Genomic DNA, 16,305 nt, shown 5'->3' with positions numbered 1-16,305 from the left:
GCACGCCGTGAAACACGCCACGCCGCAAAAAAATGCCCGCCGGACCTGCCAGCGGGCTTGGCACATCAGTCGCCGCACCGATGCGAAAACACGAAGGCGTGAGAGCGCGTAACCCCACCCTGTGCCGGCAGGCAGGCATCAAGCCAGTATCACGCCAGCATCGAGCGCAGCATCCACGCCGTCTTCTCGTGCGTCTGCATGCGCTGCGTGAGCAGGTCGGCGGTCGGCTCGTCGTTGGCGGCCTCCGTCGACGGGAAGATCGCACGCGCGGTGCGCACGACGGCTTCCTGACCTTCCACGAGCTGGCGAATCATGTCTTCAGCGGCCGGCACGCCATCGGCTTCCGGAATCGACGAGAGCTTCGCGAAATCCTTGTAGGTTCCCGGCGCGTGCACGCCCAGCGCGCGGATGCGCTCGGCAATGGCGTCCACAGCCAGCGACAGCTCGTTGTACTGCGTCTCGAACATCAGATGGAGCGTGTTGAACATCGGCCCCGTGACGTTCCAATGGAAATTGTGCGTCTTCAGATACAGCGTGTAGGTGTCCGCGAGCAGGCGCGAGAGCCCTTGCGCGATCTTCTCGCGGTCGTGGTCGCTAATGCCGATATTCACGTGCTGCACAACAGATTTCTTGTCCATGCGAACTCCTTTTTTGGCAAAAAAACTACCGGTCTTTCAATGCGGCCGTGCCGATGCGGCCCGCGACACGCGAACGTCAGATCGGAGGGGCGCTGTAGCGTAATCATTTCGTGCGGCTGCTCACCCGGCCCTTCGATTCGGTACGCCAGATGCAACGTGCAGGGCCGTACGGGCTCAATGGCCCATCAAGTGTGCGAGCCCTTGCGTGGCGAGTGCCACGAAGCCGCTCGCCACGATCGCGAAGCCCACTACGCGGCGCACCACCTGCGTACCCTCGGCGCGCGTGCGCGCCATTGCGGCTGCGCGGCCCGGGCCCACGGTCTTGAGTGTCATCGTCATCGTCCTGGTCATGTTCGTGCTCCTGTCGACCGCACTTAGCGCTTTAGCTGTCGACCGGAGTTAGTGCTTCAGCACTTACTCCGGTCCCATGCAAAGCTCTTAGTGCGGCCCCTTGCTTCGTGGTCGACCGCACTTGAAGCAAAGCTCTTAGCGCGGTCCCATGCTTCGCACTCCCATGCAAAGCTTGACGTTGCCTCAGCGGTAGCGCGCCTGGGCGCCACCGCCGCGACTTCCTGTATTGCCTGCGTGCGTGTGTTCGCCCTGCCCGCAGACGGCGGCCATGTGCCCGACGCAACGTTGCGCCGCTTGTTTCACTGCTTGTTCCACCGCTTACTTCGCAACCTTCTGCACCTCGGCGAACGCGGCAATCGCCGCGATCACGCCTTGCGCGTACGCCGGATCGGCGCGGCGGAAATGCTCGATCTGCTGTTGCACGATCTCGTCCGGCACGCCCGCGATGGCGCGCGCGATATTCGCGAAGAGTCGTTCGCGCTGCCCCGCATCGAACAGGCGAAACAGCGCGCCCGGCTGGCTGTAGTAATCGTCGTCCTCGCGGTGATCGTAGTGATCGACCGCACCCGCTGCGAGCGCCGGCTCGCCGGCCTGCGGACGCTGCGCAAAGTCGCCCGTGCGGCTAGGCTCGTAGTTCACGGTGCCGCCGAGGTTGCCGTCGGTACGCAGCGCGCCGTCACGGTGAAACGAGTGGAACGGACAGCGCGGCGCATTCACCGGAATCTGGTGATGGTTGACGCCGAGCCGATAGCGCTGCGTATCGCCATACGAGAACAAACGCCCCTGCAGCAGACGGTCCGGCGAGAAGCCGATTCCCGGCACCACGTTCGCGGGCGTAAAGGCGGCCTGCTCGACATCCGCGAAATAATTCTCCGGATTGCGGTTCAGCTCGATCGTACCCACGTCGATCAGCGGGTAATCCTTGTGCGGCCACACCTTCGTGATGTCGAACGGGTTGTACGGCACCTTCGCGGCATCGGCCTCGGGCATCACCTGAATGCGGAAATGCCATTTCGGGAAGTTGCCCTTCTCGATCTCGTCGTAGAGATCGCGCTGCGCCGATTCGCGGTCCTGCGCGACCACCTGCGCCGCTTCGGCGTCGGTGTAGTTCTGCACGCCCTGCGCCGACTTGAAGTGGAACTTCACGTAGAAGCGCTCGTTATTCGCGTTGATGAACGAAAACGTGTGCGAGCCGAAGCCGTGCTGCTGCCGGTAGTTTTTCGGAATGCCGCGATCGCTCATAAGAATCGTGACCTGATGCAGCGACTCCGGATGGAGCGCCCAGAAGTCCCACGCCGCGACGTTGTTGCGCAGGTTCGTGCGCGGGTCGCGCTTTTGCGTATGGATGAAGTCCGGGAACTTGAGCGGATCGCGGATGAAGAACACCGGCGTGTTGTTGCCGACGACGTCCCAATTGCCTTCTTCCGTGTAGAACTTGATCGAGAAGCCGCGCACGTCGCGCTCGGCGTCGGCGGCGCCACGCTCGCCCGCAACCGTCGAAAAGCGCATGAAGAGCGGCGTTTGCTTGCCGACTTCGCTGAACACCTTGGCCTTCGTGTAGCGCGAGATATCGTGCGTGACCTCGAGCGTGCCGAACGCGCCCGAGCCCTTCGCGTGCACGCGGCGCTCGGGAATCACTTCACGGTCGAAGTGCGCGAGCTTTTCGATGAGCCACACGTCCTGCAACATGACCGGGCCGCGCGAGCCGGCGGTGAGCGAGTTCTGGTTGTCGACGACGGGTGCGCCTGCTGCGGAGGTAAGGGTACGGTCGGTCATTCTGGACTCCTGATAAGAGCGGTGATCGGTGCGGCGAAGCGGCGTTCGGTGCGGGGAAGCTGGCGGGTACGCGCCAGCCGGCGCCTTCAGGCCGACAGCGCCCGGTCGACGAGCAACGAAAACGCGACCGTGCGCAGGCTCGTAACGACGCGCGCTGGAGCGTTGGTGCTGGTGGCGGCGGCGGTATTCGGAACGTTGGTTTGCATCGCTTTCTCCAGTTGATCTCGGGGTGGATCGGTTGGAGAGACTATATCAATAACTATCAATTATAGTAATTTGATTATTTTAATCTATCGTATAGGCGAGATTTATTGGGGTCATACGCGTCTTTGTCCCAGCGCGTCCTTCACCGACCTTCCGATTGACACGTCGGCAGCACCACTAATACCTTCGAGAAGGTCAATCTGGGGTCGAAAGTTTTTTACAACTCCGATCGGCAAAGGGTTCGCCTGATAGGCGAAATGAACCTGAGAGTCAATAATATTTAATAAGGAGTATTGATGAAATACACCGAACAACGCTCATTTTCGGGCATACGCCCCATGGCGCTTGCGGCAGCACTTTGCGGTTCGTTCGTCGTGACTGCTTGTGGTGGCGGATCGGATGCAATAGATGCCGTCGCGAAAGCGACGGCGAAGAGCGCCTACAGCCCATTTCCCACAACGATCCAGCCCGGCCAATCCGCTTCGAATCTGTCACTCTCGGCAGGAGAGACCGAACCACGTTTTGCGCTGACACTGCCCGTGGGCACGACTGCCGTCAAGATCGAAGCGGCGGGAGGAACCGGCAGCCCGGCCGTCACGCTCAGTTCCGACCCAAATTTCGGGTCCGGGAGTAGTGACATGATTTGCGTGAGCAGTCGCACCTGCCAGTGGGCGTTCGCACCGCTCACCGCGACGAAAACGATCTACATCCTGATCGGCACGCGATCGTCGTATAGCAACGTCACGCTGAACACCTTTGCGGGTCCGCAGCCCAACCAGGTCATTCCGCTCAATATTGGCGAGCCCATGTCCGGGCTGAGTGGACCGGCGAACAGGGTCTACTTTACTTTCAATGTACCTGCGGGGGCATCGCAGCTCGGCGTATCACTCACCGCCGGTGACGGTAACGCGCAACTTCTGGAGACTGAATCTCTGACAGATTTCAGCCGGGCCTACACATCCGGAACATCAATGATGCTGCCAATAACTGCCGGAAAGACGTATTACTTTTTCCCGGACTCAGTCAAGGGCAATTCGAGTGGCCCAGTTCCATTCAACAACTACACGATGACCGGCTACGCCCAGTAAGCCCATGAGTGAGGCCGGACGCAAGCCCTGCCTCACTCGTGCAGCCCGAACATCGCATCCCTCAAGCCACCTCGGCAGGCGCCTCGACCTTCTTCACGCCCGGCAGCTCGCAGGCGTGAATCGCATCGACAATGGCCTCGATCGCCGGCATGCGCGTGAAGCTCTTGCGCCACGCGAGCACGACGCGGCGGTCCGGCACCGGCTCGTCGAACGGCACGTACGAGAGCAGCCCCGAATCCACGCCGCCCGCATGCGGCTTCACTTCCGTCACGGACATGCGCGGCAGCACCGTAATGCCCACGCCGCTCGCCACCATGTGGCGGATGGTCTCCAGCGACGAGCCTTCGAAGGTCTTTTGAATGCCGTCGGCGTTCTGCGAAAAGCGCATGAGCTCGGGGCACACGCCCAGCACGTGATCGCGGAAGCAATGGCCGCTGCCAAGCAGCAGCATGGTTTCCTGCTTGAGGTCATCCGGGTCGATCTTCTCGCGCTGCTCCCACGCGTGGCCCGAAGGGAGCGCGACCACGAACGGCTCGTCGTAGAGCGCGCGCAGCGTGAGCCCGGTTTCGGGAAACGGCAGCGCCATGATCGCCACGTCGATCTCGCCCTGCTTGAGCAGCTCGATCAGCTTGAGCGTGTAGTTCTCCTGCAGCATCAGCGGCATCTGCGGGACGCGCTTGATCATCTGCTTGACGAGCGTGGGCAGCAAATACGGCCCGATCGTGTAGATCACGCCCAGGCGCAGGGGACCGACGAGCGGGTCCTTGCCCTGCTTGGCGATTTCCTTGATCGCGAGCGTCTGCTCGAGCACGCGCTGCGCCTGCGTCACGATCTGCTCGCCGATGGGAGTCACGCTGACTTCACTCGTGCCGCGCTCGAAAATCTGTACGTTCAGCTCGTCTTCGAGCTTCTTGATCGCGACCGAGAGCGTCGGCTGGCTCACGAAGCACGCCTCGGCGGCCCGGCCGAAGTGGCGCTCGCGGGCAACCGCAACGATGTATTTCAATTCAGTGAGCGTCATTTCTTTGGGGACCAATCAAAAAGGGTGAATCAATAGTTTGTACTTATACACCTATGGCAGCGATTCGCCAATAATCAACGCCCCTATGCGGGGCGGGATCACATGAGGGGTCAGACGGCGTAGCGGCGCACAGGTTCCGCGCTTGCAGCTTTTGCGCTGACAGCGTGGCGCCCTGGCCACCGGATGCGGTAAGCGGACGCTAAGCCTTCAGATACTGCTCGCGCGCACCGAGCCAGCGATTCAGATGCTGCATGACGACGTGGGGCCACTCGCGCAGCAGGCACTCCGCCGCGTCGCGCGCGGGGTCGATCAGCCAGGCGTCGTTTTCGAGGCTCGCGAAGCGCAGCATGGCCGCGCCCGACTGACGTGCGCCGAGGAATTCGCCGGGGCCGCGAATCTCCAGATCGCGGCGCGCGATCTCGAAACCGTCGGTGGTCTCGCGCATGGTTTGCAAACGCGCGCGCCCCGTGAGCGAAAGCGGCCCGGTATAGAGCAGCACGCACACCGACGCCGCAGTACCGCGCCCCACCCGCCCGCGCAGCTGGTGCAGCTGCGCGAGCCCGAAGCGCTCGGCGTGCTCGATCACCATCAGCGAGGCGTTGGGCACGTCCACGCCCACTTCGATCACGGTCGTAGCAACCAGCAGCTGCACTTCGTTGCGCGAGAACGCGTCCATGACGGCAGCCTTGTCCGCGGACGCGAGGCGCCCGTGGACCAGCCCGACCGTGAGCTCCGGCAGCGCGGCCACGAGCGTTTCGTATGTTTCTACCGCGGTCTGGAGCTGCAGCGTCTCGCTTTCCTCGATCAGCGGACACACCCAGTAGATCTGGCGCCCCGTGAGCGCCGCCGCGCGCACGCGGGCGATCACTTCTTCGCGGCGCGCGTCGGAGACGAGCTTCGTGAGAATGGGCGTGCGGCCGGGCGGCAACTCGTCGATGGTGGAGACGTCGAGGTCCGCGTAGTACGTCATGGCGAGCGTGCGCGGAATGGGCGTCGCGGACATCATCAGTTGATGCGGCTGGAACTCGCGCGCGGCGGCGCCGTGTTCCGGCGCCTTTGCGTTTTGCGCCTTGGCGCGCAGCGCAAGGCGCTGCTCCACGCCGAAGCGATGCTGTTCGTCGACGATCACGAGACCGAGCCGCGCGAATTCCACGGCGTCCTGAATGATCGCGTGCGTGCCGATCACGAGCTGCGCGGTGCCGAGCGCCGCAGCTTCGATCGCGGCGCGCTTTTCCTTCGCCTTGAGGCTGCCCGAGAGCCAGGCCACCTGCACGCCGAGCGGTTCGAGCCAGCCGCGCAGCTTGCGCGCGTGCTGTTCCGCGAGGATTTCGGTGGGCGCCATGAGCGCGGCCTGATAGCCGGCGTCGATGGCCTGCGCGGCGGCGAGCGCCGCCACCACGGTCTTGCCGCTGCCCACGTCGCCTTGCAGCAGGCGCTGCATCGGATGCGGCTGTTCGAGGTCGTGCGCGATTTCCCCGACCACGCGCTCCTGCGCACCCGTGAGCTTGAACGGCAGCGCTTCGCGCAGACGCGCAAGCAATGCCGTGCTGGTATCGCGTCCGGCCACGTGGCGCGCCATCGCAGGCGCGGCGCGCGTGCGACGCTCCTCGTGCGCGCGCTTGAGCGAGAGCTGCTGCGCGAGCAACTCGTCGAACTTGATGCGCGTCCATGCGGGGTGCGTGCCGTCGATCAGCTCATGCTCGTCGGCATCGATGGGCGGGTGGTGCAGCGTCTTCACCGCGTCCATCAGCGGCGGCAGATTGAGCGGCGCCATGAACTCGTGCGCGACGGCTTCGGGCAGCAACTCGGGCAGCGAAGCCCGAGAGAGCGCGTTGTCGATCGCCTTGCGCAGATACGCCTGGCTCACACCCGCCGTCGACGGATAGACCGGCGTGAGCGCCTGCGGCAGCGGCGTGTCGCCCTCCACCACGCGCACCGCCGGATGCACCATCTCCATGCCGAAGAAGCCACCGCGTACATCGCCACGCACGCGCAGACGCTTGCCCACAGCCATCTGCGTGACCTGCGAGCCGTAGAAGTTCAGAAAACGCAGATGCAGTTCGTCGCCGTTGTGGTCGCGCAGCTTCACGAGCAACTGGCGGCGAGGGCGATAAGCGATCTCGTTGTCGAACACCACGCCCTCGGTCTGCGCCACGCCGCCCGGCAACAGTTCGCCGATGGGCGTGAGCGTGGTCTCGTCTTCGTAGCGCATCGGCAGATGCAGCACGAGGTCGATGTCGCGCGTGAGGCCGAGCTTGGCGAGGCGGTCGGCGGTTTTGGCGAGCTTGGGCTTGTCTTTCGACGTGGCCTTATCAGCGGCTTTATCGGCGGCTTTATCGGCGGATGGCTTCGTGGCGGCGCGTTTGCGCGGCGCCGACGCCTTCGGCGCCTGAGCCTCGCGATCCGCGGGCAGCGCCGCATCCGAAGGCTCGAGCGCCGCGGCGCGCCCGCGAGCGCGCGCGCTGCCTGACGTCGCGCTGGCCTCGCGCACCTTGTCGAGCTCACGCACGTCGTCGTGCGCTTCGTTCGCGGCATCGGCTTCGGAGATCAATCGGCTAACGGACGAGGGCATGAGCAGCTTCGCAAGTACAATATCGGCTTTCCGGCAAGGCGCAGCGCGTGAAGCGCGGCAGCCCGCTCCAATCCAGGCACGCCGCGTAACGGGCACGTCCCGGACGGGCATGTCCCAAACGGGCATGTCCCGCAATCATAGCTGCTGTCGATCCGGAGTTAGTGCTTCAGCACTGACTCCGGCCCCATGCAGATTGCTTGCGCGTTGTGCACGGGCGGGCACTGCGACCGCTTTTTGGGGCACAACCGGGCGCTATCGCCCAGTGGTTCGCCTGCTCAAAGCCGCCACACGCCGGGTCTCAGCCGTATTTCCGTTTCATCAGGCCGTATGTTCAAGCTTTCCGATTTCGACTTCGATCTCCCTCCCGAATTGATCGCGCAAACCGCCCTGCCCGAGCGCAGCGCGAGCCGTCTGCTGGAGGTGGACAACAGCGCACCATTGCCAGGTCAACCCGCGCGCCTCACCGACCGCCGCTTCGCGGAACTGCCCGCGTGCGTCGCGCCCGGCGACCTGCTCGTCTTCAACGATACCAAGGTGCTCAAGGCGCGCTTCTTCGGCCAGAAGGCCAGCGGCGGCAAGATCGAGGTGCTCGTCGAGCGCCTGACCGGCGCACGCACGGCGCTCGCGCAGATCCGCGCGAGCAAGAGCCCGGGCCCGGGCACGGTGCTGCGTCTGGCCGACGCGTTCGACGTCACGGTGGGCGAGCGCGTGGAGCCGTTCTACACGCTGCATTTCCCCGACGACTGCCTCACGCTGATCGAGCAATTTGGGCGTCTGCCACTGCCGCCCTACATCACGCACGACGCCGACGCAGGCGACGAGAAGCGCTATCAGACTGTGTTCGCGCAAAATCCCGGCGCGGTGGCCGCGCCCACGGCGGGCCTGCATTTCGACGACGCACTCCTTGCGCAGCTCGACGCGCGAGGCGTGGAGCGCGCCACGCTCACGCTGCACGTGGGCGCAGGCACGTTCCAGCCGGTGCGCGTGGAGAACATCTCCGAGCACAAGATGCACAGCGAGTGGTATCAGCTGCCGCAGTCGCTCGTCGACAAGATCGCGGCCACGCGTGCGCGCGGCGGCCGCGTGATCGCGGTGGGCACGACCTCGATGCGCGCGCTCGAAGCCGCCGCGCGCGACGCCGCAAACGCGGGCCGCGAACTCGCGGCCACGTCGGCGGAGACCGACATCTTCATCACGCCGGGCTACCAGTTCCGCGTGGTGGACCGGCTCGTCACCAACTTTCACCTGCCGAAGTCGACGCTCTTGATGCTGGTTTCGGCGTTCGCGGGCATCGAGACGATTCGCGCGGCGTACCGTCACGCGATTGAAGAGCGCTATCGCTTCTTCAGCTATGGTGACGCGATGCTGTTGACGAGAACTGAAGACGCGCTCAATACCTGAGGCGCCCAAGCCCCCTTTCCCCGCCGCCGCGCAGCGTGCGCGACGGCGTTTCACCCATTGCGCCGGACTGTTTTCCGGTAGCACAGGAGTCAACGCATGACCGACGGTCATCAAAACAACGCACGCGCCGAACACGGCGCATATTTGGGCGAACGCCCGCAAAACGGCCTCAAATTCGAGCTGCTCGGCACCGACGGCCTCGCGCGGCGCGGCCGCGTCACGCTCAACCACGGCGTGGTCGAAACGCCGATCTTCATGCCGGTGGGCACCTACGGCACAGTCAAGGCGACCCAGCCGCGCGAGCTCGAAGAAATGCACGCGCAGATCATCCTCGGCAACACCTTCCACCTGTGGCTGCGCCCGGGTCTGGAGACGATCGAGGCGCACGGCGGCCTGCACCGCTTCATGGGCTGGAACCGGCCGATCCTCACCGATTCGGGCGGCTTCCAGGTGTTCTCGCTCGGCGACCTGCGCAAGATCTCGGAAGACGGCGTGCGCTTTGCCTCGCCCGTGAACGGCGACAAGCTGTTCCTCTCGCCCGAAGTGTCGATGCAGATCCAGAAGGTGCTGAACTCGGACATCGTCATGCAGTTCGACGAGTGCACGCCCTACGCAACCAACGGCGTGCCCACCACGCACAAGGAAGCGGCCGATTCCATGCGCATGTCGATGCGCTGGGCGCAGCGCTCGATCGACGAGTTCAACGCCTTAGGCAACCCGAATGCGCTGTTCGGCATCGTGCAGGGCGGCATGTTCGAGGACCTGCGCGACGAATCGCTCGCCGGCCTCTCGCAAATGCCGTTCCACGGCTACGCGATCGGCGGCCTTTCGGTGGGCGAGCCCAAGGAAGACATGATGCGCGTGCTCGAGCACATCGCACCGAAGCTGCCCGCGGACAAGCCGCACTATCTGATGGGCGTGGGCACGCCCGAGGATCTGGTGGCGGGCGTGGCCTCGGGCGTCGACATGTTCGACTGCGTGATGCCCACGCGCAACGCGCGCAACGGCTGGATCTTCACGCGCTTTGGCGACGTCAAGATCCGCAACGCCGTGCACCGCAACTCGCTGCGCCCGCTCGACGAGCAGTGCGGCTGCTACACCTGCCGCAACTTCACGCGCGGCTATCTGCACCACCTGCACCGGGTGGGCGAGATCCTCGGCGCGCAGCTCAACACGATCCACAACCTGCACCACTACCTCGAGCTGATGAGCGAGATGCGCACGGCGATCGAGACGAAAACGTTCGGGGCGTTCAGGAAGCGCTTTGCCGAGCAACGCGCGCGCGGCGTGGACTGAACACGCGCCCGGCGGCCCGGCACCATCACGCAGGCCGTCGGGCATCGCCTCGTAACAACGGCGCTTGCCGACGGCGCTTTCGAAGGTTTCCGATATCGGGCCGCGATAAGTGTCGCCAAACTTTACAATTGCCTTTCGCTTCGACGACGATTCAGGGGCGCATCATCCATGCTTCATGGGCGCTTTCGCCCCCGAGCGAGCCACGTCGAACCCCGCTCTCGCGGGCAAATACGTGATAACAGCTTGATCGGAAAGCCCATTTTGCGTCGTCGTCGCGTATCTTGCCGGTGGTAGAATAATCGGCTCGCTTTTTGATCGTATCTTTGATCGTATCTTTGATCGTATCTTTGATCGTAGTGATCGTATAAACGGAGAGACCAACGTGTCGTTCATTTCCAATGCCTTCGCCCAAGGCTCCGCAGTCGGTGGCGCAGAATCGAGCCTCATGAGCTTCCTGCCGCTCATTCTGATGTTCGCCGTGCTGTACTTCATCATGATTCGTCCGCAGATGAAGCGCCAGAAGGAACACCGCAACATGCTCGCCGCCATGGCCAAGGGCGACGAAGTCATTACGAGCGGCGGCATCGTCGGCAAGGTGACCAAGGTCAGCGAAGCCTACGTGGGCGTCGAAATCTCGGACGGCACGGAAATCACCGTGCAGAAGTCGGCGGTCTCGACCATCCTGCCGAAGGGCACGATCAAGTCGCTGTAAGCCTGAAGCGATCGATTTCCCCCAGGCCGCCGCACAAACGCGCGGCCTTGCGCGTCCGGCCCCGCCACTGCATCGCCCGCGAAGGGCATCATGAAGGCTCGGTCGGACGCGCGCACATCGTGCAGGCCATTCCCCTCCCCCGTTGGGCCAAGCAATGAACCGTTACCCCCTCTGGAAATATGTCGTGATGCTGGTGGCGCTCGCCATCGGCCTCGTGTACACATTGCCCAATTTCTTCGGCGAAGCGCCGGCGGTCCAGGTATCGAGCGGTAAAGCCACCGTCAAGCTGGACTCGAGCACGCTCGCGCAGATCGAAGCCGCGTTGCCCGCGAACAACATCAAGGCCGACGACGTCACGTTCGACAACTCGACGTTGAACGCGAACATCCGCGTGCGCGTTGCCGACACCGACACGCAGTTGCGCCTGAAAGACGCGCTAACGAAGGCGCTGAACCCGGACCCGAGCGACCCGAGCTACATCGTCGCGCTGAACCTGCAAAGCGCCTCGCCCCGCTGGCTGACGGCGCTGCACGCGCTGCCGATGTACCTCGGTCTGGACCTGCGCGGCGGCGTGCACTTCCTGCTGCAGGTCGACATGAACGGCGCGCTCAACAAGAAGCTCGACTCCGACTCTTCGGACGCCCGCACGATCCTGCGCGACAAGAACATCCGCGACGGCGGCGTGAACCGCGTCGGCCAGAGCGTCGTGATCAACTTCGCCGATCCGGCCGTGGCCGAACAGGCGCGCAAGGTGCTCTCGGGCTCGGGCGGCGTGAGCGAGCTCGTGTGGGCCACGCAGAACGCGCCCGACGGCGGCTCGCAGCTCGTCGGCACCTTCACGCCGGCCGTGAAGAAGTCGGTTCAGGACGCCGCGCTCAAGCAGAACATCACCACGCTGCATAACCGCGTGAACGAGCTCGGCGTGGCCGAGCCCGTGATCCAGCAGCAAGGCGACGACCGCATCGTGGTCGAACTGCCGGGCGTGCAGGACACCGCGAAGGCGAAGGACATCATCGGCCGCACGGCCACGCTCGAAGCGCGTCTGGCCGACCCGCTGGGCCTGCATCCGGACCCGGCCGCGCCGGTGCCGCCGGGCGACGAGCTCTTCACGCAAGGCAACGTCGGGCCCGTGCTGCTGCGCAAGCAGGTGATCTTCACGGGCGACCGCATCATCGACGCCTCGGCGGGCTTCGACGAGCACAACCGTCCGTCGGTCAACATCCGCCTCGACTCGGCGGGCGGACGCTCGGTGCGCAGCGTCTCGCGCGACAACATCGGCAAGCCGATGGCGATGGTGCTGTTCGAGAAGGGCAAGGGCGAAGTGCTCACCGTCGCGACGATCCAGTCGGAGCTCGGCGACCGCTTCCAGATCACCGGCCAGCCCACGCCGCAGGCCGCCGCCGACCTCGCGCTGCTCTTGCGCGCGGGCTCGCTCGCGGCGCCGATGGACATCATCGAAGAACGCACGGTTGGCCCGAGCCTCGGTGCGGACAACATCCGCAAGGGTTTCGACTCGGTGGTCTACGGCTTTGCCGCGATCGCCGTGTTCATGATCGCCTACTACGTGCTGTTCGGTCTGATCTCGATGATCGGCCTCTCGGTGAACCTGCTGCTGCTCGTGGCCGTGCTCTCGTTGCTGCAGGCCACGCTCACGCTGCCGGGCATCGCCGCTATCGCGCTCGCGCTCGGTATGGCGATCGACGCGAACGTGCTCATCAACGAGCGCGTGCGCGAAGAGCTGCGCCACGGCGCGCCGCCGCAACTGGCCATCCAGAACGGCTACGCGCACGCCTGGGCGACGATTCTCGACTCGAACGTGACCACGCTCATTGCCGGTCTCGCGCTGCTCGCGTTCGGCTCGGGCCCGGTGCGCGGCTTCGCGATCGTGCACTGTATCGGCATTCTCACCTCGATGTTCTCGGCCGTGTTCTTCTCGCGCGGTCTCGTGAATCTCTGGTACGGCGGCAAGAAGAAACTCAAGTCCCTCGCCGTGGGCCAGGTGTGGCGTCCGGAGCCCGAAGCTGGCACGGCCGCGGCCGGTGCGCCCGCACTGGGCGCGGCCGATGCCGGCACCGACACGGGCCGCGCCATCGCGCAGTCCACGAAACCGCGCGAAACCGCGAAGGCCGGCGCCAAGGGTGCCGCGCGCGCCAAACCCACGGTGCGCCGGCGCAACAGCCCCGACAACACGGGCTCGTCCCGCTGATACGGAGTCAAGATCATGGAATTTTTCCGCATCCGCAAAGACATCCCGTTCATGAAGCACGCGTTGATCTTCAACGCGATTTCCTTCATCACGTTCATCGCGGCGGTGTTCTTCCTGTTTCACCGCGGCCTTCACCTGTCGGTCGAATTCACAGGCGGCACGGTCATCGAGGTGCAGTACCCGCAGGCGGTCCCGCTCGAACCCGTGCGCGATTCGCTCGCGAAGATCGGCTATGGCGACGCCCAGGTGCAGAACTTCGGCACCTCGCGCGACGTGCTGATCCGCCTGCCGCTCAAGCAGGGCCTCTCTTCGGCGCAGCAGAGCGATCAGGTGATGTCCACGCTCAAGGCCGACAATGCGCAGGTGCAACTGCAGCGCGTGGAGTTCGTCGGCCCGCAGGTCGGCAAGGAGCTCGCCACCGACGGCCTGATGGCGCTCGCGTGCGTGGTCGCCGGCATCATCATCTATCTGTCGTTCCGCTTCGAGTGGAAGTACGCCGTGGCCGGCGTGATCGCCAACCTGCACGACGTGGTGATCATTCTGGGCTTCTTCGCGTTCTTCCAGTGGGAGTTCTCGCTCTCCGTGCTCGCGGCGGTGCTCGCGGTGCTCGGCTACTCGGTGAACGAGTCGGTCGTTATCTTCGACCGGATTCGCGAGACCTTCCGGCGCGAGCGCAAGATGACCGTCACGGAAGTCATCAACCACGCGATCACGAGCACGATGTCGCGAACCATCATCACCCACGGCTGTACGGAAATGATGGTGCTCTCGATGTTCTTCTTTGGCGGCCCGACGCTGCACTACTTCGCGCTCGCGCTGACGGTGGGTATTCTGTTCGGTATCTATTCGTCGGTGTTCGTCGCGGCATCGATCTCGATGTGGCTCGGCGTGAAGCGCGAGGACCTCATCAAGGACAAGAAGGACAAGTTCGATCCGAACGATCCGAACGCGGGCGCCCAGGTTTAATAGGCCCTGCGTTCCATCGGACGCAATCGAATGAAAAAGCCGGTTCTCGCGAACCGGCTTTTTTGTTTTTATGCCTCCCTCAGGACACTTCGATCTTTATGAGATTGATGGGTCGTGGCCGCATGTAGCATCGCTACGGCCAATTCTTTGGGAGGGCTGCCGTGTTGTATCTCACCGACAAGGAAATCCCGTACTACAAAACAGGCTTCTGGACACAGCGATGGAACCATTGTGAAGGCTGCAAACCAGTCAGCGTGCAAGGTATTTCGTTTGACAAACCGCCACCGCCGCTGCCCAAGCCACCCAAGGAGCAATCCGCACAGCAGAAGGAGGTGATCAAGGTCCCGCCCTTCGACATTCAGGAGATACCGGACGCGATGCGGCTTGAAGGCATGCCCATTGCTGCGAAGCTCATGAAGCGATGGTTCGCAGGTGTCCTGAACTATGCACCGACTGACGACGACCTTGCTGCCGAGATCAATCAGAATGGCAAACCCTATCCTCCGAGCATGTACGACACCACCACCATCAAGATGGATTGGGTTCTGAGATTCAAGCGTGCGGAAGAAAAGTATCTCAAACTCCTGAGCAATCAAATTTACGGAAACAAAGCAATTGATGTACTCAGAGACATACTGACGCCATACAGAGATGCAATCTCGCCTTTCGACACATGGAGCGTTTGCAGGAACAGTATGTCGATACTTCATCGTCACTTTCAATTCCAGTTTGCAAGCGTTGGAAGTTCGCTTTCGCAAAAAATTGACGACTTCATCGAATCACAGTTTCAAAGAAACGGTGTTCCCGATGATCTTACCGGCGCACTCGGCTCTTTCAACTTCTACGCTGCTCCAGCAGACGTGAAACTCGAATACATCAAGGGGGAAGCCGTAGTATCCAGTGTCTCTGTATACATCAAGGACAGCTATGATTTCACGGACAAACCCGGATCGGTATCACAGTACCTCGGTCACTGGAGCAGCAAGGGTGTAATCGTCGTGCCGTACAACGGCCTGGTGGGACAACTCAATGTCCCATCCTTGTATCTGCCTTATCCGGTTGCGCGCGGCGATATGAGGGTGAAGGGAAATATCTACTATCCGGTTCATAACAGCGACTTCCGGCAGTGGGCCATCAAGCATCAGAGGGGCGGCGACTTCATCATCTTCTCAGACCGGAAACGTTGTCGACTTCGCACGCCGATACGGATCAAGTTATGAAGAAGCTGCTAATCGCAGGCATATCGCTGGCACTACTCTATTTCTTCGTCACGCATCGATCGGACTCGAACGCGAGTAGCTGCGTCCGCAGCACATCGCCCGACGGGCTATATATTGCCGAGGAGTGCCGGCTGGATTGGAACCACCGTGATAACCCCGAGTATGTTGGCCGCGTCTATGATGCCGCCTCCGGCAAGTTGATCGCCCGACGAACGCTCCAGACACCGGTCCCGCAAATAATGTGGGCCAGCAACTACGTCTTTTTTCAGAGGGGCGGCGACGATGACGACGTTGTAATGCTGCCCCCCTCGCTCTACGACCGTATCAATGCGCTTTATTGGCGAATGACTCAGTGGCAGATCAAACAAGGCCCGTCAGAGGCAGACTCAGATTTCAGACCGGAAACGTTGTCGATTTCGCACGCGGATACGGATCAAGTTATGAAGAAGCTGCTAATTGCAGGCATATCGCTGGCACTACTCTATTTCTTCGTCACGCATCGATCGGACTCGAACGCGAGCAGCTGCGTTCGCAGCACATCGCCCGACGGGCTCTATATTGCCGAGGAGTGCCGACTGGATTGGAACCACCGTGATAACCCGGAGTATGTTGGCCGCGTCTATGATGGTGCTTCTGGCAAGCTAATCGCCCGACGAACATTTTCTACGCCGTCGCCGAAGATAATGTGGACCGACAACTACGTTCAGTTTCAGATTGGCGGCGACGATGACGATCTTGTCATGCTGCCCCCCTCGCTCTACGACCGCATCAATGCGCTTTATTGGCGAATGACTCAGTGGTAGATCAAACAAGGCCCGCCTTCGGCGGGCCTTGTTGCGGGCGCGCCGCGCGCG

At 62.9% G+C, this 16,305-nt stretch carries 13 protein-coding genes; 8 read left to right on the top strand and 5 right to left on the bottom strand.

Features of this window, described 5'->3' with window-relative positions:
- Positions 1-149: 149 nt before the first annotated feature.
- From EYW47_RS18520 to EYW47_RS18515, 3 genes are all read right to left on the bottom strand, one after another.
- A complete protein-coding gene (locus tag EYW47_RS18520; protein WP_133196280.1) occupies positions 150-638 on the bottom strand; it encodes a Dps family protein in 489 nt (162 codons plus the stop codon).
- A 174-nt stretch (positions 639-812) separates the two neighbouring features.
- Entirely contained in the window at positions 813-989 is a 177-nt protein-coding gene (locus tag EYW47_RS40930; RefSeq protein WP_165976603.1) for a hypothetical protein, read from the bottom strand.
- A gap of 318 nt (positions 990-1,307) precedes the next feature.
- On the bottom strand, positions 1,308-2,765 hold the full coding sequence (locus EYW47_RS18515; protein WP_133196279.1) for a catalase: 1,458 nt from the start codon (positions 2,763-2,765) through the stop codon (positions 1,308-1,310).
- Positions 2,766-3,265: 500 nt separating this feature from the next.
- Between EYW47_RS18515 and EYW47_RS18510 the strand changes: the two genes are divergently transcribed.
- Positions 3,266-4,057, top strand: coding sequence for a hypothetical protein (locus EYW47_RS18510; RefSeq protein WP_133196278.1), 792 nt, complete (start codon positions 3,266-3,268; stop codon positions 4,055-4,057).
- Positions 4,058-4,118: 61 nt separating this feature from the next.
- On the opposite strand, the gene EYW47_RS18505 is transcribed toward EYW47_RS18510, so the two are convergent.
- Positions 4,119-5,078 (bottom strand): hydrogen peroxide-inducible genes activator, encoded by a 960-nt coding sequence (locus EYW47_RS18505; RefSeq protein ID WP_133196277.1) that lies wholly within the window; start codon positions 5,076-5,078, stop codon positions 4,119-4,121.
- A gap of 199 nt (positions 5,079-5,277) precedes the next feature.
- Positions 5,278-7,650, bottom strand: a complete 2,373-nt coding sequence (gene recG / locus EYW47_RS18500; protein WP_133196276.1) for an ATP-dependent DNA helicase RecG — start codon at positions 7,648-7,650, stop codon at positions 5,278-5,280.
- 327 nt (positions 7,651-7,977) lie between these two features.
- Between recG and queA the strand changes: the two genes are divergently transcribed.
- The 7 genes from queA to EYW47_RS18465 all read left to right on the top strand — a co-directional run bounded on the left by queA (position 7,978) and on the right by EYW47_RS18465 (position 16,254).
- Positions 7,978-9,051, top strand: a complete 1,074-nt coding sequence (gene queA / locus EYW47_RS18495; protein ID WP_133196275.1) for a tRNA preQ1(34) S-adenosylmethionine ribosyltransferase-isomerase QueA — start codon at positions 7,978-7,980, stop codon at positions 9,049-9,051.
- 96 nt (positions 9,052-9,147) lie between these two features.
- Complete coding sequence (gene tgt, locus EYW47_RS18490; RefSeq protein ID WP_133196274.1) at positions 9,148-10,347, top strand: tRNA guanosine(34) transglycosylase Tgt; 1,200 nt, start codon at positions 9,148-9,150, stop codon at positions 10,345-10,347.
- A gap of 382 nt (positions 10,348-10,729) precedes the next feature.
- Positions 10,730-11,059 carry a preprotein translocase subunit YajC gene (gene yajC / locus EYW47_RS18485; protein ID WP_028216134.1) on the top strand — a complete coding sequence of 110 codons (330 nt, stop codon included), beginning with the start codon at positions 10,730-10,732 and terminating at the stop codon, positions 11,057-11,059.
- Positions 11,060-11,213: 154 nt separating this feature from the next.
- A complete protein-coding gene (gene secD / locus EYW47_RS18480) occupies positions 11,214-13,265 on the top strand; it encodes a protein translocase subunit SecD (protein WP_133196273.1) in 2,052 nt (683 codons plus the stop codon).
- A gap of 15 nt (positions 13,266-13,280) precedes the next feature.
- On the top strand, positions 13,281-14,231 hold the full coding sequence (secF, locus tag EYW47_RS18475) for a protein translocase subunit SecF (protein ID WP_133196272.1): 951 nt from the start codon (positions 13,281-13,283) through the stop codon (positions 14,229-14,231).
- Positions 14,232-14,392: 161 nt separating this feature from the next.
- The gene (locus EYW47_RS18470; protein ID WP_133196271.1) at positions 14,393-15,451 is read left to right on the top strand and encodes a DUF6402 family protein; all 1,059 of its coding nucleotides are present in this window, start codon (positions 14,393-14,395) and stop codon (positions 15,449-15,451) included.
- Complete coding sequence (locus tag EYW47_RS18465; RefSeq protein WP_133196270.1) at positions 15,448-16,254, top strand: hypothetical protein; 807 nt, start codon at positions 15,448-15,450, stop codon at positions 16,252-16,254. The genes EYW47_RS18470 and EYW47_RS18465 overlap by 4 nt, the downstream gene beginning before the upstream one ends.
- The last annotated feature ends 51 nt before the right edge of the window (positions 16,255-16,305 follow it).

Source organism: Paraburkholderia silviterrae, from assembly GCF_004353915.1.
Taxonomy (GTDB): domain Bacteria; phylum Pseudomonadota; class Gammaproteobacteria; order Burkholderiales; family Burkholderiaceae; genus Paraburkholderia; species Paraburkholderia silviterrae.
This window is presented reverse-complemented; position numbering and strand designations above follow the sequence as displayed.

Bases quoted from the DNA above. Each gene is read 5' to 3' on its own strand.
- tgt (WP_133196274.1), top strand. From the start codon at position 9,148: ATGACCGACGGTCATCAAAACAACGCACGCGCCGAACACGGCGCATAT.
- EYW47_RS18515 (WP_133196279.1), bottom strand. From the start codon at position 2,765: ATGACCGACCGTACCCTTACCTCCGCAGCAGGCGCACCCGTCGTCGAC.
- EYW47_RS40930 (WP_165976603.1), bottom strand. From the start codon at position 989: ATGACCAGGACGATGACGATGACACTCAAGACCGTGGGCCCGGGCCGC.
- EYW47_RS18505 (WP_133196277.1), bottom strand. From the start codon at position 5,078: ATGACGCTCACTGAATTGAAATACATCGTTGCGGTTGCCCGCGAGCGC.
- EYW47_RS18510 (WP_133196278.1), top strand. From the start codon at position 3,266: ATGAAATACACCGAACAACGCTCATTTTCGGGCATACGCCCCATGGCG.
- recG (WP_133196276.1), bottom strand. From the start codon at position 7,650: ATGCCCTCGTCCGTTAGCCGATTGATCTCCGAAGCCGATGCCGCGAAC.
- secD (WP_133196273.1), top strand. From the start codon at position 11,214: ATGAACCGTTACCCCCTCTGGAAATATGTCGTGATGCTGGTGGCGCTC.
- EYW47_RS18465 (WP_133196270.1), top strand. From the start codon at position 15,448: ATGAAGAAGCTGCTAATCGCAGGCATATCGCTGGCACTACTCTATTTC.
- EYW47_RS18520 (WP_133196280.1), bottom strand. From the start codon at position 638: ATGGACAAGAAATCTGTTGTGCAGCACGTGAATATCGGCATTAGCGAC.
- queA (WP_133196275.1), top strand. From the start codon at position 7,978: ATGTTCAAGCTTTCCGATTTCGACTTCGATCTCCCTCCCGAATTGATC.
- secF (WP_133196272.1), top strand. From the start codon at position 13,281: ATGGAATTTTTCCGCATCCGCAAAGACATCCCGTTCATGAAGCACGCG.